This is a genomic window from Modestobacter sp. VKM Ac-2978 (assembly GCF_026968025.1).
In the GTDB taxonomy this organism is placed as follows: domain Bacteria; phylum Actinomycetota; class Actinomycetes; order Mycobacteriales; family Geodermatophilaceae; genus Modestobacter.
Genome location: NZ_JAPVBP010000005.1, coordinates 362,678 through 383,336, shown reverse-complemented (window position 1 = coordinate 383,336; position 20,659 = coordinate 362,678). Strand labels below are relative to the sequence as shown.

Below are 20,659 nucleotides of genomic sequence, written 5' to 3'. Positions count from 1 at the left end.
CCGTCGTCCATCTCGAAGGGCAGTGATGCGCGCGGGTCGTCGTCGGGCCGCGGCCGCCGCGCTCACCGGAGCCCTGCTGCTCGCCGGTTGTTCCACGAGCGACTCCCCCGACCCCGTGCCCCGGCCGCCGTCCACCCCGGACGCCGCGGGCTGGCCCGAGCCCCGGGCCGACCGGCCGGTGGTCGACCTGCGTTTCGAGGTAGCCGAGGACCTGGAGACGATCGCCGGTGCGGAACGGGTGGTCTTCACCCCTGACCTCGACACCTGCGTGCTGGTCTTCCGCTCCTGGCCCAACAAGCCGGCCACCGCGCGGGCGGGCAGCGGGCTGACCGTGTCCGAGGTCCGGGTCGACGGCGAACCGGCCGAGGTGCGCGACGTGCCGGCCGGAGCCCCCGAGAACGCGCCCGCCGGCACGCTGCAGGAGGTGCCGCTGACCGAGTGCGCGGAGCCCGGCGAGGAGATCACCATCGACCTCGAGTTCGAGGTCGAGCTCGGCACCGACGTCAACGAGCGGGTGGGCACCGCCGGGGACGTCGAGGTCGCCTGGTTCGCCACCGCCTTCCCGTTGCTCGCCTGGGAGCGCGGGCGGGGATGGGACCGCAGCCCCGCCGTCGCCGTCGCCGGCGAGATGGCGGTGAGCGAGGACTTCGAGCTGGCCTCGCTGGAGGTGGTCGCGGACTCCCGGTACGAGGTGCTGGGCACCGGCCAGGCGGTCGGCACCTCCGACGGCCCGGGCGACACCACGGTCCACGAGTTCACCGCCCCGTCCGTCCGGGACGTCGCGGTGACCGTCGGGGAGCTCGACGTGCAGTCGGCGGAGATCGGCGGCGTCCGGGTGCACGTGGGCCTGGACCAGGGGGTGGAGGAGGCGAGCGCGGTGGAGTGGCTGGCCCGGCTCGAGGAGTCGATGGACGCCCTCGTCGCGTTGCTCGGCCCCTTCCCCTACGACGACCTCTGGGTCTCGGTGCTGTCCAGCCAGACCAGCGGCATCGAGTTCCCCGGGGCGATCCAGTTCGGCGACACCGACCCGGACTTCCGCCGGGCGCTGGTGACCCACGAACTGGCGCACATGTGGTTCTACGGCCTGGTCGGCAACAACCAGGCCGTGCACCCCTGGCTCGACGAGTCGTTCGCGACCTTCGCGCAGATGGTCGTGCACGGGCAGGGCTCGGCCAGCATGGCCGACCTGCCGGGGTCCCGCCGGCACGGCGTGGGCGAGCCGATCCAGTACTGGGAGCAGTTCCGCCGGCCGAGCGCCACCTACTACGACACCGTCTACACCGTCGGCGGGGCGACTCTGGTCACCGCCCGGGACCGGGTCGGCGCCGAGGCCTTCGACGCCGCGCTGCAGGACTACCTGCGCGCGAACGCCTGGTCGATCGCCACGCCGGACGACGTCCAGGAGGCCTTCGCCGAGCTGCCCGACGTGCTCACCGAGCTGGAGCAGGTCGGCGCGCTCCCCTGACCCGCGGCCCGGGTCAGCGGGCGCAGGCGATGCAGGTGCGGGCCTGCGGGCGGGCAGCCAGCCGCTCCGGGTCGATCGGCTGCCCGCAGTCGGCGCACCGGCCGTAGTCCCCGGTCTCCGCGCGGGCCAGGGCGTCGTCGACGTCGGCCAGCCGACGGCGGGCCTGGTCCAGCAGCGCCGCGACCTGCTGGCGCTCGAAGGCGATGGTCGCGCCCTCCGGGTCGTGCTCGTCGTCGGCGTTGGACGACCGGGACGCGGCGACCACCTCGTCGAACTCCCGGGTCAGCGCGTCGATCTGCGCGAGCGTCTCGGCCCGGGCGCGGGCCAGCTCGTCGGTCACCGTCATCGCGCCATCGTCGCGCACCGTGACCCCGTCAAGACGTGGCCCCGTCAGGACGTGGCCCCGTCAGGACGTGGCCCCGTCAGGACGACGTGCGCCGCAGCAGCCGCAGCGAGCCGGTGCCGGGCAGCTCGGTGAACTCCCCCGACCCCAGCACCCGCTGGTAGACCCCGAACGGCGCCTGCCCGCCGTCGGCCGGGTCCGGGAAGACGTCGTGGACGGCCAGCGTGCCGCCGACGGCGAGCTTCGCCACCCAGGCGTCCTGGTCGCGGCGCGCGGACTCCTCGGTGTGGCTGCCGTCCAGGAACAGCAGTGCCAGCGGGGTCGACCACAGCGGTGCCAGCACCTCCGACCGGGCGACGACGGCGACCACGACGTCCTCCGCGCCGGCGGCGGCGACGGTGCGCCGGAAGCCCGGGAGGGTGTCGATCCGCCCGACCAGCGGGTCGACCAGCGACGGGTCGTGGTACTCCCAGCCGGGCTGGTGCTCCTCCGAGCCGCGGTGGTGGTCGACGGTGACCACCTGCCGGCCGGTCTCCCGGGCGGCGGCGGCCAGGTACAGCGCCGACTTGCCCAGCCAGCTGCCGATCTCCAGCAGCGGCCCGGGCACCTGCACCGCCCGCGCGGCGACGTAGAGCGCCCGGCCCTCGTCCGGCGGCATGAACCCGGGTGCGGCGGCCGCAGCGGCCAGCAGGTCGGTGGTCATCGGGCGGCTCCTCCGCTGCGGTCGGCCGGCAGCTCGGCGGTCGCGGGGGTCGCCGACGTCGCCGCGGCCGCGACCAGTGCGCCGATCAGCGTGGTCACCGGGACGGCGAGCACGAGCGCGATCCCGCCGACGAGCGTACGGACGACCTCCTCGCCCACCACCGAGCCGGTCAGCGTCGTCCAGAACGGGCGCTCGTAGATGTCGAACAGCAGCAGCAGCGGCAGCGCGGCGCCGGCGTAGGCGAAGACGATCGTGTAGATCGTCGAGGCGATGTGGTCGCGCCCGATCGCCATGCCGCGCTGGAACAGCTGCACCCAGCCCATCTCCGGCGAGACCTCGTGCAGCTGCCAGACCGCGGACGCCTGGGTGATGGTGACGTCGTTGAGGATGCCCAGCCCGGCCACGACCAGGGCGGCCAGCACGAGGCCGGAGAAGTCCAGGGTCGGGTCGAACTGGAGCAGCTGCACGGCCTCCTCGTTGGCCAGGCCGGTGAGGTGCGCGGCGGCGACGGCGATCGTCCCGAGCACCGCACTGAGCGCGAGCCCGAACAAGGTGCCCAGCAGCGCCGTCGTCGTCCGGGCGTTGAAGCCGTGCGCCAGGTACAGGACGACGTACATGATCGCCGAGGAGCCGACCAGGCTGACCCAGATCGGTGAGGACCCGGCCAGCAGACCGGGCAGCATGAACTGCAGCAGGATGAAGAACGCGAACACCAGGCCGAGCAGGGCGAGCAGGCCGCGCAACCGGGCCACCGCCCCCACCACGAGGGTGAACGCCAGCGCCAGGGTGATGATCGGGGTGCTGCGCGGGAAGTCCTGGAACGAGTACGTGACCTGCCCGGTGTCGATGCCGGGGTCGCGGTTGAGCACCAGCTCGTCGCCCACCTCGATGCCCTCGGCCACCACCTCCGAGGACAGCTCGACCTGCACGTAGTCCCCGGAGCTGTCGCCCTCGGCGACGACCAGGACCGCCCGGGCACAGACCTGCGCGGGCGCGTTGCCGGTCGCCGCGGCGCACTCGTAGGTCTCCAGCGAGACGATGGTCGCCTCCGGGTAGGTCGTGCCCGGCGGCTGGAACGACTCCGCCGCCCGCTGCGCCGCGGTCTGCTCGCTGCTGGGCCACAGCACCAGCAGGCCGACCAGCGTGGCGATGCCCACCGGCACGAGCACGAGGAGCATCAGCCGGACGGCGGTGCGGCGACGTGCGACCGCGGCCGGGTCGGGTGGGCGGACCTCGCCCTCGGGTCCGTGGACGTGGGAGTGGGCCGACACCCGGACAGGCTAGGTGGCCGGTCGGCCGATCTCCGGCCGGACGGGCGGACGGCGTCGCACCCGCCCCTCGCCTCCCGGGCGTCCCCCCGCGGCGCTGCAGGTCAGCCGAGCCGGTAGGCCCGCTCGGCGTTGCCGGCGCCGATGAGACCGGCGATCCGGACGGCGTCGGCCGTCGTCCAGGCGTCCTCGGCGACCCCCTCGGCCAGGTACCGGCCCAGCCCGCGGCGGAACAGCAGCGTGCCCAGCAGGTAGAGCTCGGCCAGGCCGAAGGCATCGGAGGAGAACAGCACCTTCCCGAACGGCGCCAGCTCGAGCAGCTCGCGCAGCAGCGCCCCCGACCGGTGCCCGACGTTGTGGGTGGCCAGCCCGACGTCGACGAAGACGTGGCCGAACACCTGGGCGAGGAAACCGGCGTGCCGGTGGAACGGGTAGTTGTGCAGCAGCATCACCGGCACCCCGGCGGGCTCGGTGGCCCGCAGCAGGTCGGTCAGCAGCAGCGGGTCGCAGCGGTGCAGGTCGACGTCGGCGTCGCCGTACCCGACGTGGAACTGCACCGGCATCCCCAGGTCGATGCCGGACCAGATCAGGAACCGGTGCAGCACCGGGTCGGCGACCCGGACCGGGCCGCCCCCGGCCAGCAGCCGGTCGGCGGCCCTGGCGACCTCGGCGTCGTCCGGCCGGGTGCCCTCCAGGGCCAGCCCGACCCGGTAGGCGGCGATCGACTTGACCCCCGCGGCCTCGGCGGTGCGGGCGGCCAGCCGGGTGCGGAGCCGCTCGGGGAAGTCCGCGGCTGCGCCACCGTCGGCGAGCACCTCCTCGGCGAGCGCCTCCAGCCGCACGACCTCCCGTGCCCGCCCCCCGGCCAGCGCGGCCAGCTCGGCCGGGGAGGTGATCGGCTCGGGCAGGTACCCGGTGTCGACCAGGAACGTGCCGGTGCCGGTCGCCGCGAGCATGCGGCGGTTCACCTCGTCGGCGCCGAGCTCGGCCCGGCGGTCGAGGTACTCCTCGGCCGGGGCGTGCGCGGGCAGGTCGAGCACCGGTGGGCACCACCGGCGGACGGCGAGACCGACCTGCGAGTCGAACAGCGAGCCACCGAGCGCGCTCGGCCCGGCCGCCTCGGTCAGCATCGACTCGAACCCGGCCCGGGTCAGGTCCCGGCGGACCAGGCCGTGGCAGTGGTGGTCGACCAGCGGCAGGTCGGCGAGGTCGGGGTCCAGGTCGCTCACCGGGCCAGTCTGGCTCGCGGGCCGGCCGGGCGCCGCCTGCCGGGAGCCGGGGCGCTGCCTACAGTCGGTGGATGGCCTCCTGGAGCACCGCCGACATCCCCGCGCAGTCCGGCCGCACCGTCGTGGTGACCGGCGCGAACAGCGGCCTGGGCCTGGAGACCGCACGCGCCCTGGCCGTGGCCGGCGCCCGGGTGGTGCTGGCCGTGCGGGACACCGCCCGCGGCACCCAGGCCGCGGCGAACCTGCCGGGTGAGGTGGAGGTGCGCCGGCTGGACCTGGCCGACCTCGCCTCGGTGCGGGAGTTCGCCGCGGGGTGGACCGGCGACCTCGACGTCCTGGTCAACAACGCCGGGATCATGCAGGTGCCGGCCGGGCGCACCGCCGACGGCTTCGAGCTGCAGTTCGGCACCAACCACCTCGGTCACTTCGCGCTGACCAACCTGCTGCTGCCGCACGTGACCGACCGGGTGGTCACGGTCTCCTCGATGCTGCACCGGTCCGGGGAGATCGTGCTCGACGACCTGAACTGGGAGCGCCGCACGTACTCGGCCACCGGCGCCTACGGGCAGTCGAAGCTGGCGAACCTGCTGTTCACCCTGGAGCTGCAGCGACGGCTGACCGCGGCGGGCTCGACGGTGCGCGCCCTCGCGGCACACCCGGGCTGGGCGGCCACCAACCTGCAGGGCCGCACGGGCAACCGGGTGAAGGACGCCGCGATGGCGGTCGCCAACCGCGCCCTGGCCACCAGCGCCCAGCAGGGCGCGCTGCCGACGCTGTTCGCCGCCGCCGCCGACCTGCCGGGTGGAAGCTTCGCCGGGCCGGACGGCACCACCATGCGCGGTGCGCCGACGCTGGCCGGCCGCAGCCCCGCCGCCTCGGACCCGGTGATGGCCGGCCGGCTGTGGACTGCGTCCGTCGAGCTCACCGGCGTCGACTCCCCGACCTGACCACCGCCCGTTCCGCGGCCGGCGCCGCCGCGAGGACCAGGGCCGCGGCCACCACGAACGCCGTCCGGGTGCTCGTCGCGTCCGCGACCGCGCCGAGCACCAGGGCACCGGCCGCCTGGCCCACGGTGAGGCCGATGAACAGCACCGCCGCGGCCTGCGGCGCTGCGGCGGGGAGCCGGTGGCCACCCCAGACGATGAGCACGCCGCTGAGCGCGACGAAGGCGGCACCGAACCCGGCCAGCGCGAGCGCCACGACGGCGGGTGAACCGGGCAGGACGGCGAGTGCCAGGGTGGCGGCCGCCGCGGTCCCGGCCGAGCACGCCCAGGCCCGGCGCAGCCCGACCCGCAGCACCAGGTCGCCGCTGAGCCCACCGATCAGGCCGGCACCGCCGAGCACGCACCAGAGCAGCCCGGTGGTGCCGGCGGACAGCCCGCCGGCGACGGTCATCAGGTCCCGCCCGAAGGTCCACACGGCGGCGCAGCCCGCGCCCGCCAGTCCGGCGGCGACCAGGGGCCGGACGAGGTCGCGCAACGGCGCCTCGGGGCGGCTCTCCGGGACGGTGGGCCAGCGGCTGTTCCGGTCGGCCCACGCGGTGACCAGCACGGCCACCAGGGCGAACCCGGCCCATGCCGCCCGCCACGCGTCCGGCACGGCGAGCACGAGCAGTCCGCCGACGACGACGCCGGCCCCGGTGCCGCTGTTGACCAGGGCCTGGGCACGCGGCTGCGCCTCCGGCCGCACGGTCGAGGCCACAGCAGCGACCAGCGCCGGGCTGGCCGCCCCGGCTCCGCTGCCCGCGACGAGCGCCCCGACCGCCAGGGCCGGGACCGACCAGGAGGCAGCCACGAGCAGCGAGCCCAGGGCAGCGGTACCGCCGGCCAGCCACAGCGCCTGTCGCGCCCGGGCGCGCCCGGCCAGTCGCTGGCTGGCATGGGCGGCGAGGCAGTACGCCAGGTAGCTGGCCGCCGCGATGGCCCCCGCGGTCCCCGGGGACAACCCGAAGGCGGCGCGGAACTGCGGCAGGTAGAGGCCGAAGCCGTAGCGGGCCAGCCCGTAGGTGACGGCGATGACCGCCAGCCCGGGCACGACCAGGGCGGCCGACCGGTGCTCCGACGCTGACTGTAACGATCGTTTCATCATAACGAGCGTTACAGTAGGCGCATGACCCCACGTTCCGCGACCCGGCCCGCGCGCGATCGGTTGCTCGCCGCCGCCGGCGAGCTCTTCTACGAGTCCGGCATCGCCGCGACCGGGGTCGACGCGGTGCTCGCCCGCGCACAGGTCGCCCCGGCGACGATGTACGCGCACTTCGCCGGCAAGGACGGGCTGGTGGCGGCCTACCTGGAGCAGCGGTACGAGGTGTGGCGCCGGACCTGGGACGAGGTGCTCGCCGAGCGCACCGACCCGGTCGACCGGCTGCTGTCGCTCTTCGACGCCGTGGTCCGGTACCGCGAACGCGAGGGCAGCAGGCGCGGGTGCGGGTTCCTCGCCGCGGCCACCGAGCTACCGGCCGACCACCCGGGCCAGGCGTGGCTGCAGGCGGACTCCCGGCTGCTGACCGACCGGCTGCGGGAGTTCGCCGTCGCCGCCGGGCTGGCCGACCCGGACGAGGCCGCCGCCACCGTGCTGCTCTGCTACGACGGCGCACTGGCCCGCTCGGCCCGGGAGTGGACCACCCCGGAGCTCCACGCCGGAGACCCGATCCAGCGAGCCCGCGAGCTCGCCGCCGCCTGGCTCGCGATGCGCGGGCACACCCCGGCTGCCTGAGCCACGCCGCCACCTCGTGGCCGGGGTGCACGCACGGCCGACCTCGCGTGGTGCGCGACCGGGATGCCGTGGTGCACTGCCGCGGTGTCCGTTGTCGAGAAGCTCGACCGGCTGCAGCGCCGGCGCCGCGCGGCTGGGTTCCCCATCGCCGTCATCTACAAGTACGTCGACGACTCCGGCCCCTACCTCGCCGCGCTGATCACCTACTACGCCTTCGTCTCGCTGTTCCCCCTGCTGCTGCTGTTCTCCACCATCCTGAGCAACGTCCTGGTGAACAACCCTGAGCTGCAGCAGCAGCTGCTCGAGTCGGCGGTGAGCCAGTTCCCCGTGGTCGGCCAGCAGATCGGGGAGCCGCGCGGCCTCAGCGGCGGCGTGCTCGGGGTGGTCGTCGGCATCCTGGGCTCGCTGTACGGCGCCCTCGGCGTCGCCCAGGCGATCCAGTACGCGATGAACACCGCCTGGGCGGTGCCGCGCAACAGCCGCCCCAACCCGTTCCTCGCCCGCGGCCTCAGCCTGCTGCTGGTCGCCACCGCCGGGCTCGCCGTCATCGGGACGACGGCGCTGGCCACCTTCACCGCCGGCCACGCCGGCTCGATGGGCGGGGCGTCCCGGGTCCTCACCGTCATCGGGTCGGTGGCGATCAACGCCGCCGTCTTCGTCTTCGCCTTCCGGCTGGCCACCGCCCGGCCCCTGACGATCCGCCAGGTGCTCCCGGGGGCGTTCACCGCCGCAGTGCTGTGGCAGCTGCTGCAGACCTTCGGCGTCACCTACGTCAGCCGGGTCATGACCACGGCGAGCGCCACCAACGGCGTCTTCGCCCTGGTGCTCGGCCTGCTCGCGTTCCTGTACCTGGCCGCGGTGGTCGGCGTGCTGTGCGTGGAGATCAACGCGGTGCGGGTCAACCGGCTGTGGCCGCGGGCGCTGCTCACCCCGTTCACCGACGACGTCGACCTCACCGCCGGCGACCGGCGCAGCTACACCGGCATGGCGAAGGCCCAGCGGACCAAGGGCTTCGAGACGGTGCACGTGTCCTTCGACCCACCCGACCGCAGCACGGACTGAGCACAGCACGGACCGAGCGCGACCCGACCGACGCCGGAGGGCACATGGAACTGCACGAGCGGGACGAGCGACGAGCCGCGGCCGAGGCGGTGCTGGACGACCTGGCGAGTGCGGGGGTGGTCGGCGTCGTCCTGCCCTGGGTCGACACCAGCGGCATCACCCGGATGAAGTCCGTTCCGCTGGCCAGGCTGCCCAGCGCCGCCCAGTGGGGCGCGGGCATGAGCCAGGTCTTCGACGGCTTCCTGGTCGACGACTCCATCGTCGCGGGCACCCACGCCGGCAGTGCGATCGGCGACCTGCGGCTGCACCCCGACCTGTCCGGACTCCGGGTGCTGGCCGGCCAGGACGGCTGGGCGTGGGCGCCGGTCGACCGGTACACGCAGGACGGCGCACCGCACGTGCAGTGCTCGCGCTCGCTGCTGCGCCGGCTGGTCGGTGAGCTCGCCGAGGAGGGGCTGAGCGTGAAGGCCGCCATCGAGGTCGAGTGGGCGCTGGGCGAGGGTGCGGGGCCACCCGGCTCCGACCCCCGCACCTTCCGGCCGGCGCTCGCCGGGCCCGCCTACGGCATGACCCGGCACATCGAGGTCTCCGACTACGCGCGGGACCTGCTGGAGGCGCTGGACGCCCAAGGGGTCGCGGTCGACCAGTTCCACCCGGAGTACGCCGCCGGTCAGCTGGAGGTGTCGGTGGGCGCGCAGGACCCGGTCGCCGCCGCCGACACCTCGCTCCTGGTGCGCACCACCATCCAGGCGGTCAGCATCGCGCACGGGCTGCGCGCCTCGTTTTCCCCCAAGGTGACCGCCGACGGGGTGGGCAACGGCGGCCACGTGCACCTGTCGCTGTGGCGCGGGGCGGAGAACCTGATGAACGGCGGGCCCGGGACCTTCGGGTTGACCGAGGACGGCGAGGGGTTCACCGCCGGGCTGCTCGCCCACCTGCCCGCGCTGCTCGCCGTCGGCTGCCCGAGCGTCGCCTCCTACCTGCGCCTGGTGCCCTCGCACTGGGCCGGCGCCTACGCCGTGTGGGGTCTGGAGAACCGGGAGGCCGCCGTCCGCTTCGTCACCGGTCCGAGCGGCAACCGACAGGCTGCGGCCAACGTCGAGGTCAAGTGCGTCGACGGCGCGGCCAACCCGTACCTGCTGCTGGCCGGGCTGCTCGCCGCCGGCCAGGCGGGACTACGGGCCGGCTCCGTCCTCCCCGACCCGGTCGCCGTCGACCCCGGCACGCTGACCGAGGAGGGACGCCGGGAGGCCGGGATCGTCGCGCTGCCGACCTCGCTGGAAGAGGCAGTGACCGCCTTCGAGCGGGACGACGTGCTCCTCGCCGCGTTCGGGCCGGAGCTGGCGACCACGATTGCCGAGGTCCGGCGAGGGGAGATCGCCCTGTTCGCGGAGACGTCACCGGAGGAGCTCACCGCCGCCGTCCGCTGGCGGTACTGAGCACCGACCCGCTCAGTCGACCCCGCACGGGCAGGCTCGGCGGTCCACCTGGCCGACCTCCAGTGACTGCTGGAACATTTTTCCAGCAACGACGTTTACTTCAGTGCGCGGCCGAGGTAATCTCCAGTTGCCGCTGGAGGTTCACCAGAGCCGGCGACACGACAACCGAACCAGCACGACATCCGGAGGTACGCAGCCATGATGCTGACTTCCTACGACCCCTTCGCCGCGACGTCCGCCGCCTTCCGCGCGCTGGACCAGCTGACCGGCCGATCCGGCACGACCACCGCCCGCCCGCTGGCCGGCATGCCGATGGACGCCTACCGGGTGGGCGACAACTTCGTGGCCCACTTCGACCTGCCCGGCGTCGACCCCGGCTCGATCGACCTGTCGGTCGAGGGCACCACGCTGACCATCAGCGCCGAGCGGTCGGTGCCGCAGATCGAGGGCGCGCAGTGGCAGGTCGCCGAGCGCCCGTTCGGCAGCTACACCCGGCAGCTGGTGCTGGGCCGCAGCCTGGACACCGACCGGCTCGAGGCGAGCTACCACGACGGCGTGCTCACCGTGAGCATCCCGGTCGCCGAGAAGGCCAAGGCCCGCAAGATCACGGTGACCCGCGCGGACACCCCGGCTGCGGTGGAGGCGCACACCATCGAGGGTGAGCAGCCCTCCGTCGAGAGCTGATCGACAGCAACCCGGGAGGGGCGGGACCCAGCGGTCCCGCCCCTCCGGCGTCTTCCGGAGGACCCATGAGCACCGACCCGCTCCAGCCCCTGGACGACCCCGACCACCCGGTGCTCACCATGAGCCAGGCGGCCGACCTGCTCGGCGTCCAGGCGGCCTTCCTGCGCAGCCTGGACTCCTCCGGCGTGCTGCACCCGCACCGCTCCCCCGGCGGGCACAGGCGCTACTCCCGGCACCAGCTCCAGCTGGCCGCCCGGGTGCGGGTGCTCCTCGACGACGGCCACCTGCTCGGCTCGGCCCAGGTCATCGTGCAGCTGCAGGACGACCTGGCCGAGGCCGTCGCCGACGCCGAGCACGCCCGCGACGAACGGGACGCCGTCCGCCAGGAGCTGCGCGACCGGCGCCGCTGAGCCGGCGGATCAGGGCTCCAGCACCAGCTTGCGGTGGGCGAAGGAGGTCTGCCGCTGCCAGACCGCGGCCACGTCGGCCAACGGCGCCCGCTCGACCTCCACGGCGATCCGCCCGTCGGTGGCGTGCCCGGTGAGCTCGGCCCAGCCCCGGGCGACGACGTCCTGCGGCACGTGCCGGGTCGTGTAGCCGAGCAGGTCGACCATCGCCTCCCGGAAGCCGCCCGCGACCACCTCCGCCGCCGGCGCCGCCGAGTGCCCGATCTGCACGTGCCGCATCCCCATCCGGGCAGCCGCCATGGCAGCCAGCGCAGGCTGACCCCACACCGGGTCGATGGTCACGTCGACCCCGCCGCCGGCCGCGTCCCGGATCCGCTCGCCGAGCGCGGCGGTCGACTCGTCGCCGGTGAGCTCGACGGTGGCGTCGGCACCCAGGTCGGTCAGCCGCCGGAGCGACTCGGCGTCCCGGGCAGCCGCGACCACCCGGCCGGCACCGAGCACCTTCGCCGCCTGGACGGCGATCGTGCCGAGCACCCCGCTGGCTCCCAGCACGAGCACCGTCTCCCCCGGCTGCAGCCGGGCCCGCCACTGCAGCGGCAGCCACGCCGCCAACCCGGCGATGCCGAGGGCGACCGCGAGCCCGTCGTCGAGCCCCTCGGGCACGTCGAACAGCGAGTCGGCCGGTACCAGCGTGCGCTGCGCCATCGAGCCGAACGGCGCGACGCAGCCGTTGAAGTACACCCGCCGGTCCTCGACCGTGCCGACGCCCTCACGCCCGGCGACCGACGGGAACGGCGGCTTGGTGACGAAGGCGCCGGCGGCGATGGCGACGTCGACCGGGTTGACCCCGGCGACCCGGACGTCCACCACCACCTGCCCGGGGCCGGCGGCGGGCTCGTCGAACGAGTCGAAGGTGGGGGTGCCGGGCTCGGTGAGCACTGCTGCGTCCATCGGGCTGACGCTAGGCGAGCGGAGGCAGCCGCGCGCTCCGGCTCAGAGCAGAGCGGGGAGCAGCAACAGCAGGGTGGGCACGAGGAGCAGCGCGACCGCGCCGGCGAGTGCGGCCCAGCGGGCGCGGGCGGGCAGCGGGTCCGCCGGTGCGAGCAAACGGCGCACCCGGACCGCGACCGGTCCCCCGGTGACCGCGAGCGCCCCCTCCGGCACCTGGCCCCCTGCCCCACCGGCGGCGGCCACGATCGCGACGGCGAGGGTCCGCCGCGGGTCCGGCCCGGAGAGCGACCGCAGGGCGACGTCGTCGGCGCGCATCTCGACCAGGTCGCGCACCCCGTCGTGCGCCCGGTCGGCCGCCGGCAGCACCGGCAGCGCCGCCCGCCAGGCGACGAAGGGCAGCAGCAGCAGGTGGTGGTGCTCGCGCAGGTGCGCCCGTTCGTGGGCGACGACGGCGTCCAGCTGCGCACCGTCCAGCTCGGCCACCATGCCGGAGGAGAGCACCAGCAACGGGCGCGCCCCGGGGATGCAGAACGCCACCGGCGCGGGGTGGTCGAGCAGCAGCGTCTCCTCCGCCGACGCCCGCTCCCCCGCTGCCGACTCCCCCGACGACGCGCCGGGCCGAACGAGCAGTTCCAGCAGCGCACGGTGCCGCCGCCGGGTGCGCGCGGTGCGGACGCCGGAGAGCGCGAGCACGCCCAGCAGCTCCAGCGCCAGCACCGCGGCGAGGGTCTGGGCGACCCAGTGGTCACCGCGCACCGGTTCGGCGCTGGGCTGCCGGGTCACCCAGTGCCACCACGCCTCGGGGAGCGAGTGCCCCCAGGGCGCGAGCCCGTGCACCAGCAGGGCGCCGATGATCGCCAGGCCACCGGCCAGGCCGATCGCCTGCCAGCAGACCAGGGCCGCGAGCGGGTCGCGCCGGGGCCAGCGGGCCCGGGCCAGCGCGGCCGGCACCGGCCAGGCCAGCAGCGCAGCCAGGAGGCCGAGCGCCAGGGCGGTCGCCGGGAGCACGCTCAGCGAGCGCCGGTGGCGTCCGGACCGGCCGCTGTGCCGCCGCCGCCGAGCAGTTCACGAAGCATCGCGGCGTCCTCGGCGTCGACGCTGCCGACGAACCGGGCCAGCGCTGCTTGCCGGTCACCCGCCTGGCCGAGCACCTCGTGCATCAGCTCGGCCGCGTGCGCCTCGCGCGTGGCCCGGGGGGCGAAGCGCCGGGGGCGCCGGTCGTCGTGGACGACGAACCCCTTCTGCTCCAGGCGGCTCAGCACCGTGTGGACCGTGGTCAGCGCGAGCCCGCGGTCGGCCAGCTCCTGCTGCAGCTCGGTCGCGCTGACCGGACCGGCGGCCGCCCACAGCCGGTCCATGAGTGTGCGCTCCAACTCACCAAGTGAGGCCATTGGTCCCTCCTCTGTCCGGTGTCTCACAACCGATGGTCTCTGCGGGTCGTAGACGAGAAGTTCTACGAAGCGTAGAAATGAGTTCTACGACATGTAGAAGACTACGCGCCGGTCGTAGGAGACAGGGAGGCAACAGCCGTGGACGTCCTGGACGTAGCGCGCTGGCAGTTCGGGATCACCACCGTCTACCACTTCATGATGGTCCCGCTGACCATCGGGCTCGGGATCCTGCTGGTGGTCATGCACACGATGTGGGTGCGCACCGACAACCCCGAGTGGCTGCGGATGACCCGGTTCTGGGGCCGCATCTACCTGATCAACTTCGTCCTCGGGGTGGCCACCGGGCTGGTCCAGGAGTTCCAGTTCGGGCTCGCCTGGAGCGAGTACAGCCGGTTCGTCGGCGACGTCTTCGGGTCGCTGCTCGCCCTCGAGGCCCTGCTGGCCTTCTTCCTCGAGTCGACCTTCCTCGGCCTGTGGATCTTCGGCTGGGGCCGGATCCCGAAGAAGGTGCACCTCGCCGCGCTCTGGGCGGCGGTGATCGGCTCGATCGTCAGCGCGTACTTCATCATCGCGGCCAACTCGTGGATGCAGCACCCGGTCGGGGTCGTGACCAACGGCGCCACCGGGCGGCCCGAGCAGGTCGACTTCCTCGCCGTCCTGACCAACAACACCGCGCTCGCCGCGTTCAGCCACACCATCGTCGGGTCGCTGATGGTCGCCGCCGCGCTGCTGGTCGGCATCGGCCTGTGGCACCTGCGCAAGCGCCGGCTGGCCGGTCTCTCTCCCGAGGACGTCGACCACAGCGTGTGGCGGCGCTCGGTGCGGATCGGCGGGTTCGCCTCCCTCATCGCGTTCGTGCTCGTCGCGATCACCGGCGACTACCAGGCCAAGCTGATGTACCAGCAGCAGCCGCTGAAGATGTCCTCGGCCGAGGCGCTCTGCGAGACCGAGGCGCCGGCGCCCTTCTCGGTCTTCGCCTTCGGCAAGCTCGGCAGCAACGAGTGCGACGACGTGCACTCCTGGACCGTCCCGGCGCTGCTCTCCTACCTGGCGCACGGTGACTTCGAGACCGCGGTGCCCGGGGTCAACCAGCTGCAGGAGGAGTACGCGGCGGCCTACGGGGCGACCTACCCCGACGACCCGTCCTTCGGCGACAAGGCCGGCGAGCCGATCGACTACACGCCGCTGCTGGCGGTCACCTACTGGAACTTCCGGCTGATGATCGGGATGGGCATGCTCTCGGCCGGGGTGGCGGCCTACGCACTGTGGGCCACTCGCCGGGGCCGGGTGCCGACGTCGAAGATCGGCGTCTACGGCTCGCTGCTCGCGGTCGGCGCACCCTTCGTCGCCAACGCCGCGGGCTGGATCTTCACCGAGATGGGCCGCCAGCCCTTCGTCGTCCACCCGAACCCCGACGTGCCGCGCGAGGACCAGGTCTACTTCTTCACCGCCCAGGCCGTCTCCCCCGGCGTCAGCGCGGCTGAGGTCTGGACCTCGCTGATCGCCCTGACGCTGGTCTACGGCGCCCTGGCGGTGGTGGAGCTCTGGCTGATCGTGAACTTCGTCCGCCGCGGGGTCACCACCAGCGACGGCGCCCCGACCCCGGGCCACACCCCCGACGGCGACCCCGACGCCGACGTCACCCCGGGCAGCGCGAGCACCCGCCGGGCCGACGACGACGACGTCCTCTCCTTCGCCTACTGACCGGCCCAGAGACCGAGAGAGACACTCCCATGGACCTGCAGACACTCTGGTTCGCCGCGGTCGCCGTGCTCTGGACCGGCTTCCTGCTCCTGGAGGGCTTCGACTTCGGCGTCGCCGCCCTGATCCCGGTGATCGGGCGCCGCCCGGCCAACCGGCACCTGATGCTCCGGTCGATCGGCCCACTGTGGGACGGCAACGAGGTCTGGCTGATCACCGCGGCCGGCGCCGTCTTCGCCGCCTTCCCCGGCTGGTACGCCACCTGGCTGCCGGCGCTGTACCTGCCGTTCGTGCTGGTGCTGTTCGGCCTGATCATCCGGGCCGTGGCCTTCGAGTGGCGGCACTCGCACCACACCCCGCAGTGGGACAGCACCTGGACCAACGTCATCGTCACCGGATCGCTCATCGCCGCCCTCGGGGTCGGCGCGGCACTGGGCGGCACCACGCTGGGCCTGCCGATCGACGGCGACGGCATCCGGGTCGGCGGCGCCTTCGCCGGCGTCACCTGGTCCGCACTGCTGGGCGGGGTCGCCGTGCTCGCCTACTCGATGGTGCACGGCGCCGTCTTCCTGGCGCTGAAGACCGAGGGCCCGGTGCGGCTGGCCGCGCGCGCCTTCGCCCGCCGCTGGTCGCTGGTCGCGGCGGTGCCGCTGCTGGCCTGGGCCGGGCTGGTGCAGCTGCGCGAGGGCACCGCCGTCACCGCGGTGCTGTGGCTGGTCGCCGCACTGGCGGTGCTGGTCGCCTGGGCGAGCATCCGGGTCGACCGGGAGGGACCGGCCTTCACCGCCTGGGCCGTCGTCATGCTCGCCTCGGCGGCGACGATCTTCGGCGCCGTCTACCCGGTGGTCGTCGTCTCCTCGATCGACCCGGCCTTCGACGTCACCATCGCCGAGGCCTCGGTCAGCGACTACACGTTGACCGTGATGACCTGGGCGGCCGGCTTCGGGCTGCCGGTCGTGCTGGGCTACCAGGCCTGGACCTACTGGGTGTTCCGCAAGCGGCTCACCGCCGACCCGGAGACCCCGCACGCCGACGCCACCGAGGAGCAGGTGCGCGCATGACCTCGCCTGACGGCCACCACAATGGCCATCTTGGTGGTGCCGAGCGGGGGCGGGGGCCGTTGGGGGCGCTCGCGGGGGTGCCCGGGCTGCCCGGGGCGCTGGTGCGGGCCGCGGTCGCCGCACTCGGGCAGACCGTCGGGGTCGTCCTGCTCGCGGCCGGGCTCGCCCGCGCGGTGGCGGACGTCGCCGACGGCGTCACCCCGGGGACGTCGCTGCTCGTGGCGCTGCTCGGCGTCGCCATCCGGGCCGCCGCCGGTGGGCTGGGCAGCGTGCTGGCCACCCGGGACGCCCGGCGGGCCGAGGACACCCTGCGGCGCCGGCTGCTCACCCGGCTGCTGGCCGGCGAGGGCGAGGCGGTCGCGGCCGCCGGCGGCAGCGGGCCGGCCGCGGTGCTGGCCAGCACCCGGCTGCACGACCTGGGCCCGGCGCTGGCCACCTACCTGCCGGCGCTCGCGCAGACGATCGTCGTCCCGCCGGTGCTGCTGGTGGTGCTGGGCCTGACCGACTGGCTCTCCGCGCTGCTGGTGGCGCTCACCCTGCCGCTGGTGCCGCTGTTCATGGCGCTGGTCGGGCTGCACACCCGGGACCGGACCGTCGAGGCGGCCCGGGCGCTGGACCGGATCGCCGGGCACGTCGCCGAGCTGGTCCGCGGCCTGCCAGTGCTGGTCGGGCTGGGCCGCGCCGCCGACCAGCTGTCCGCCCTGGCCGACCTGGGTGAGACCCACCGCCGGCGCACGCTGGCCACCCTGCGGATCGCCTTCCTCTCCTCGCTGGTGCTCGAGGTGCTCGCCACCCTGTCGGTCGCGCTGGTCGCGGTGACCGTCGGCGTGCGGCTGGTGCACGGGGACATGGGCCTGGACGTCGGCCTGCTCGCCCTGCTGCTCGCCCCCGAGGCGTTCGCGCCGCTGCGGGCACTGGGCGCGGCGCACCACGCCTCCGAGGACGCCGCCGAGGCCGCCGCCGCCGCCCGCGCCGTGCTCGCCGTCCCCGCTCCCCGGCCGGTGCTGGCCGCGCCGCCCGCCGGGCAGCTGCGCGGGGTCACCGTCGACGGCCTCACCGTCTCCTTCCCCGGCCGCGGCCGGCCCGCCGTCGACGGCGCCTCGTTCGAGGTGGCGCCGGGCGAGCTGGTGGCCCTGCGCGGGCCGAGCGGATCGGGCAAGTCCACCGTGCTCGCCGTCCTGGCCGGCCAGCTCCTCGACGGGGCCACCGCGCAGGTCGACGGCGTGGTGCTGGCACCTGCGGACGTCGCCGTCGTCCCGCAGTTCCCGCACACCGTCGCCGACACCGTGCTCGACGAGCTGCGCCGGCACGCCGGCGACGTCCCCGACGAGTGGGCCACCGACCTGGCCGACACCGCGCTGGCCTGGCTGGACGCCGGGCACCTGCGCGAGCGCGCCTGCCGCACCCTCTCCCCCGGCGAGCTGCAGCGGGTCGCGCTGGCCCGGGCGCTGGTCCGGGTGCAGCGCGGCGCCCGGGTGCTGCTGCTGGACGAGCCGACGGCGTCGCTGGACGCGGCGAGCACCGCGCAGGTCGCCGAGCTGCTGGTCCGGCTGCGCGGCTCGCTCTGCACCGTGCTGGTCACCCACTCTCCCGCGCTGGCCGCGCTCGCCGACCGCGCCGTCGACCTCACCGGACCCCACGCCCTGCCGCCGCTCACCACCGTCCCGGCGCCCGAGCGCACCGACAGCACCGAGGACGCCGGTGCCCCGCTCCCCGCCGCCGTCGCCGAGCCGGCCGCCGCCCCAGAGGCGGACCGTGGCACCGCCGGCCTCAGCTGGCCGCGGCGGGCGGTGGTGCGGGCGGTCGCCGCCGGCTCGGCCTCGGCTGCGTCGGCCGTGGCGCTGACTGCGGTCTCGGGCTGGCTGATCGTGCGGGCCGCCGAGCAGCCGCCGATCCTCACCCTGCTGGTGGCCACGGCCGGGGTGCGCGGCTTCGGGCTGGCCCGGGCCGGGCTCCGCTGGCTGGAGCGGCTGTCCGGCCACGACGCCGCCTTCCGGCTGGCGTCGAGCACCCGGCTGCAGGTGTGGCGCGCGCTGGTCGCGCAGGGCCCGGCCGCCGACCGCACCCCCGGCCGGGCCCTGGCCCGGGTCGTCGGGGACGTCGGCCTGCTGCAGGACCTCTCCGTCCGGGTGGTCACCCCGCCCCTGGTCTCCGGCATCGTGCTGGCCGGGACGACGGCGGTGCTGGCCCTGCTCGACCCGCGGGCCGGCGCACTGGTGGCCGCGCTCGTCGGGGTCGCGGTACTGGGCGTGCTCGGCGTGCACCGCTGGGCCGACCGGGGCGGCGCCCGGCACGCCGCCGAGCTGCGCACGGTGACCCTGCGGGAGACCAGCGCAGCCCTCGAGGCCGCCGGCGACCTGCGGGCGCACGGCCTCACCGGCGAGGCCGTCGACCGGCTCGACCAGCTGGGCCGCCGGCAGGGCCGCGCTGCCCGGGCCGGGGCCACCGCCACGGCGCTGGGCGACGCGCTCGCGGTGCTGGCCACCGGTGCCGCCGCCGTCGGTGCGCTGGCCGTCGCGGCCGTCGGCGTCCGCGCCGGGGAGCTCTCCGCACCCACCGCCGCCGTCCTGGCGCTGGCGCCCCTGGCGCTGCTCGAGCCGCTCACCGCACTCGGCGCCGCGCAGCGGCACCGGCTGGCCTGGCACGACGCGCGGGCCCGGGTCGAATCCGTGCTCGCCGAGCCGGTGGCCGCCGACCCGGCGCCGGCCGAGCGGGTGGCCCCGCCGCGGCCGGTGCGCGAGCTGGCGCTGGAGCAGCTCACCGCCGGCTGGCCGGGGCGCCCGGCGGTGCTGCGCGACCTGGACGCCGTCGCCACCGCCGGGTCCGACTGGCTGGTGGTCACCGGCCCCTCCGGATCGGGCAAGTCGACGCTGCTGTCGGTGCTGATGGCCTCGCTGCGCCCCGCGGCCGGCGCCTACGTCCTCGGCGACGGGCGCCGCCCGGTGCCGGCCGACCGGCTGACCCGGGCCGACGTGCAGGGCGCCATCGCCTGGTGCCCGCAAGAGGCACACGTCTTCGACGCTCCGCTGCGGGCCAACCTCGCGCTGGCCCGCCCCCGCGGCGAGCTGGCCGGTGCCGACGGCGAGGAGGCGATGCGCCGGGCCCTGACCGACGCCGGGCTCGGTGCGCTGCTGGCCGGCCTGCCGGCAGGGCTGGACACCCCGGTCGGGGCGGGCGGCACCTCGCTGTCCGGAGGCGAGCGGCGGCGGCTGGCCGTGGCTCGGGCGCTGCTGGCCGACCGGGACGTCGTGCTGCTGGACGAGCCGACCGCCCACCTGGACCCGCCGACGGCCGCCGCCCTGGTGGCCGACCTGCGCCGGGCGCTGGCGGGCCGGCTGGTCGTCTGCGTGACCCACGACCCGGCGGTGGCCGAGCAGCACGACAGCGTCCTGCGGCTGGCCGGGGCGGTCCCCGAGCACACTCCGGCTCCGGCGCGCCGCTGACCGGTTTGCCGCGGCTCCTGCTGCGGCACGTCTCCGGGATGACCCTGGCCGAGCGCTTCGCCGCCGCGGCCGCGGCAGAGGCGGCCGCGGCGGCGGACGACGAGGGGCACCTGCTCCCCGACCAGCTGACCCGGGCCACCGTCCAGGTGCTGGCGGTCGACGGTGCCGGGCTCAGCGTGCTGACCGGCGCCCGGGGCCGCTGCCCGCTGGGCGCGAGCTCCCCGGAGGCCGGCCGGGCCGAGCGGCTGCAGTTCACCGTGGGCACCGGCCCCTGCCTGCTGGCCCACGCGACCGGTGAACCGGTCTTCGCCGCCGAGCAGGACCTCCGCCGACGGTGGCCGGAGTTCGCCGACGTACTGGTGGCCCGCACCCCCTACCGCGGCGTCGTGTCCCTGCCGATCCCGAACGCACTGGCCGGCGCCGGTGCGCTGGACCTCTTCCTCGTCGACCCCGACGACGTCCTGCGGCTGGACGTGTTCGACGCCCTCGCCATCGGCCACCTGGTGTCCGGCGCGCTCAGCGAGGCCGTGGCGTGGTCGGCGCGGTCGGGCGCCGCGGACCCGGACTGGCTGCGCAGCCCGGCCGCGGTGCGCCGGGCCGCCGTCTGGCGCGCGGTCGGGTCGCTCAGCGCGTCCCTGGACGTCGACGCGGGAGCCGCGCTGGCCATGCTGCGGGCGCACGCCTGGGCCACAGGACGCTCGGTCGACTCGGTGGCGGCGGACCTGGTGAGCGGCCGGCTGGTGACCGCCGACGTCGTCGGACGGCCCGGCGGACCCTGAGCGGGAGCGTGCATGGGG

At 75.3% G+C, this 20,659-nt stretch carries 19 protein-coding genes; 11 read left to right on the top strand and 8 right to left on the bottom strand.

The genetic code is table 11. The annotated features are described in order from the left end of the window. The first annotated feature begins 25 nt into the window (after positions 1 to 25). On the top strand, positions 26 to 1,465 hold the full coding sequence (locus O2W53_RS14935) for a M1 family aminopeptidase (protein ID WP_269163841.1): 1,440 nt from the start codon (positions 26 to 28) through the stop codon (positions 1,463 to 1,465). A 13-nt stretch (positions 1,466 to 1,478) separates the two neighbouring features. Here O2W53_RS14935 and O2W53_RS14930 read toward each other — a convergent pair whose 3' ends face one another. The 4 genes from O2W53_RS14930 to O2W53_RS14915 form a co-directional block, all read right to left on the bottom strand. Next, on the bottom strand, positions 1,479 to 1,811 hold the full coding sequence (locus O2W53_RS14930) for a TraR/DksA family transcriptional regulator (RefSeq protein ID WP_269163840.1): 333 nt from the start codon (positions 1,809 to 1,811) through the stop codon (positions 1,479 to 1,481). A gap of 76 nt (positions 1,812 to 1,887) precedes the next feature. Beyond that, positions 1,888 to 2,511 (bottom strand): class I SAM-dependent methyltransferase, encoded by a 624-nt coding sequence (locus O2W53_RS14925; protein ID WP_269163839.1) that lies wholly within the window; start codon positions 2,509 to 2,511, stop codon positions 1,888 to 1,890. After that, complete coding sequence (locus tag O2W53_RS14920) at positions 2,508 to 3,782, bottom strand: YibE/F family protein (RefSeq protein WP_269163838.1); 1,275 nt, start codon at positions 3,780 to 3,782, stop codon at positions 2,508 to 2,510. Before O2W53_RS14920 ends, O2W53_RS14925 begins: the two co-directional genes overlap by 4 nt. Positions 3,783 to 3,883: 101 nt before the next feature. Further along, positions 3,884 to 5,008 carry an amidohydrolase gene (locus tag O2W53_RS14915; RefSeq protein ID WP_269163837.1) on the bottom strand — a complete coding sequence of 375 codons (1,125 nt, stop codon included), beginning with the start codon at positions 5,006 to 5,008 and terminating at the stop codon, positions 3,884 to 3,886. Positions 5,009 to 5,079: 71 nt separating this feature from the next. On the opposite strand from O2W53_RS14915, the gene O2W53_RS14910 reads away from it, so the two are divergent. Beyond that, entirely contained in the window at positions 5,080 to 5,955 is an 876-nt protein-coding gene (locus O2W53_RS14910; RefSeq protein WP_269163835.1) for an oxidoreductase, read from the top strand. On the opposite strand, the gene O2W53_RS14905 is transcribed toward O2W53_RS14910, so the two are convergent. Next, positions 5,930 to 7,093 (bottom strand): MFS transporter, encoded by a 1,164-nt coding sequence (locus tag O2W53_RS14905; RefSeq protein ID WP_269163834.1) that lies wholly within the window; start codon positions 7,091 to 7,093, stop codon positions 5,930 to 5,932. The two genes, O2W53_RS14910 and O2W53_RS14905, sit on opposite strands and share 26 nt — an antisense overlap. A gap of 24 nt (positions 7,094 to 7,117) precedes the next feature. Here O2W53_RS14905 and O2W53_RS14900 point away from each other — a divergent pair, with 24 nt between their 5' ends. The 5 genes from O2W53_RS14900 to O2W53_RS14880 all read left to right on the top strand — a co-directional run bounded on the left by O2W53_RS14900 (position 7,118) and on the right by O2W53_RS14880 (position 11,318). After that, the gene (locus O2W53_RS14900) at positions 7,118 to 7,723 is read left to right on the top strand and encodes a TetR/AcrR family transcriptional regulator (protein WP_269163832.1); all 606 of its coding nucleotides are present in this window, start codon (positions 7,118 to 7,120) and stop codon (positions 7,721 to 7,723) included. Positions 7,724 to 7,807: 84 nt separating this feature from the next. Beyond that, positions 7,808 to 8,785 (top strand): YihY/virulence factor BrkB family protein, encoded by a 978-nt coding sequence (locus O2W53_RS14895; protein ID WP_269163831.1) that lies wholly within the window; start codon positions 7,808 to 7,810, stop codon positions 8,783 to 8,785. A 44-nt stretch (positions 8,786 to 8,829) separates the two neighbouring features. After that, positions 8,830 to 10,224, top strand: coding sequence for a glutamine synthetase family protein (locus O2W53_RS14890; RefSeq protein ID WP_269163830.1), 1,395 nt, complete (start codon positions 8,830 to 8,832; stop codon positions 10,222 to 10,224). A gap of 201 nt (positions 10,225 to 10,425) precedes the next feature. Then, positions 10,426 to 10,908 (top strand): Hsp20/alpha crystallin family protein, encoded by a 483-nt coding sequence (locus O2W53_RS14885; RefSeq protein WP_269163829.1) that lies wholly within the window; start codon positions 10,426 to 10,428, stop codon positions 10,906 to 10,908. A 65-nt stretch (positions 10,909 to 10,973) separates the two neighbouring features. Then, a complete protein-coding gene (locus O2W53_RS14880; protein WP_166755593.1) occupies positions 10,974 to 11,318 on the top strand; it encodes a helix-turn-helix domain-containing protein in 345 nt (114 codons plus the stop codon). A 9-nt stretch (positions 11,319 to 11,327) separates the two neighbouring features. Here O2W53_RS14880 and O2W53_RS14875 read toward each other — a convergent pair whose 3' ends face one another. From O2W53_RS14875 to O2W53_RS14865, 3 genes are read right to left on the bottom strand one after another with little or no spacing between them, the layout of a single operon-like run. Next, positions 11,328 to 12,266 carry a quinone oxidoreductase family protein gene (locus O2W53_RS14875; RefSeq protein ID WP_269163827.1) on the bottom strand — a complete coding sequence of 313 codons (939 nt, stop codon included), beginning with the start codon at positions 12,264 to 12,266 and terminating at the stop codon, positions 11,328 to 11,330. A gap of 42 nt (positions 12,267 to 12,308) precedes the next feature. Beyond that, positions 12,309 to 13,274, bottom strand: coding sequence for a M56 family metallopeptidase (locus O2W53_RS14870; RefSeq protein ID WP_269163826.1), 966 nt, complete (start codon positions 13,272 to 13,274; stop codon positions 12,309 to 12,311). Positions 13,275 to 13,276: 2 nt separating this feature from the next. Beyond that, on the bottom strand, positions 13,277 to 13,657 hold the full coding sequence (locus tag O2W53_RS14865) for a BlaI/MecI/CopY family transcriptional regulator (protein ID WP_269163825.1): 381 nt from the start codon (positions 13,655 to 13,657) through the stop codon (positions 13,277 to 13,279). A gap of 138 nt (positions 13,658 to 13,795) precedes the next feature. Between O2W53_RS14865 and O2W53_RS14860 the strand changes: the two genes are divergently transcribed. The 4 genes from O2W53_RS14860 to O2W53_RS14845 are packed head-to-tail and all read left to right on the top strand — an operon-like array spanning position 13,796 to position 20,641. Then, entirely contained in the window at positions 13,796 to 15,361 is a 1,566-nt protein-coding gene (locus O2W53_RS14860; RefSeq protein ID WP_269163824.1) for a cytochrome ubiquinol oxidase subunit I, read from the top strand. A gap of 29 nt (positions 15,362 to 15,390) precedes the next feature. Further along, positions 15,391 to 16,419 carry a cytochrome d ubiquinol oxidase subunit II gene (gene cydB / locus O2W53_RS14855; protein ID WP_269163823.1) on the top strand — a complete coding sequence of 343 codons (1,029 nt, stop codon included), beginning with the start codon at positions 15,391 to 15,393 and terminating at the stop codon, positions 16,417 to 16,419. Beyond that, on the top strand, positions 16,416 to 19,862 hold the full coding sequence (gene cydC, locus O2W53_RS14850; RefSeq protein WP_269163822.1) for a thiol reductant ABC exporter subunit CydC: 3,447 nt from the start codon (positions 16,416 to 16,418) through the stop codon (positions 19,860 to 19,862). The genes cydB and cydC overlap by 4 nt, the downstream gene beginning before the upstream one ends. 5 nt (positions 19,863 to 19,867) lie before the next feature. After that, positions 19,868 to 20,641 (top strand): GAF domain-containing protein, encoded by a 774-nt coding sequence (locus O2W53_RS14845; RefSeq protein ID WP_269163821.1) that lies wholly within the window; start codon positions 19,868 to 19,870, stop codon positions 20,639 to 20,641. The last annotated feature ends 18 nt before the right edge of the window (positions 20,642 to 20,659 follow it).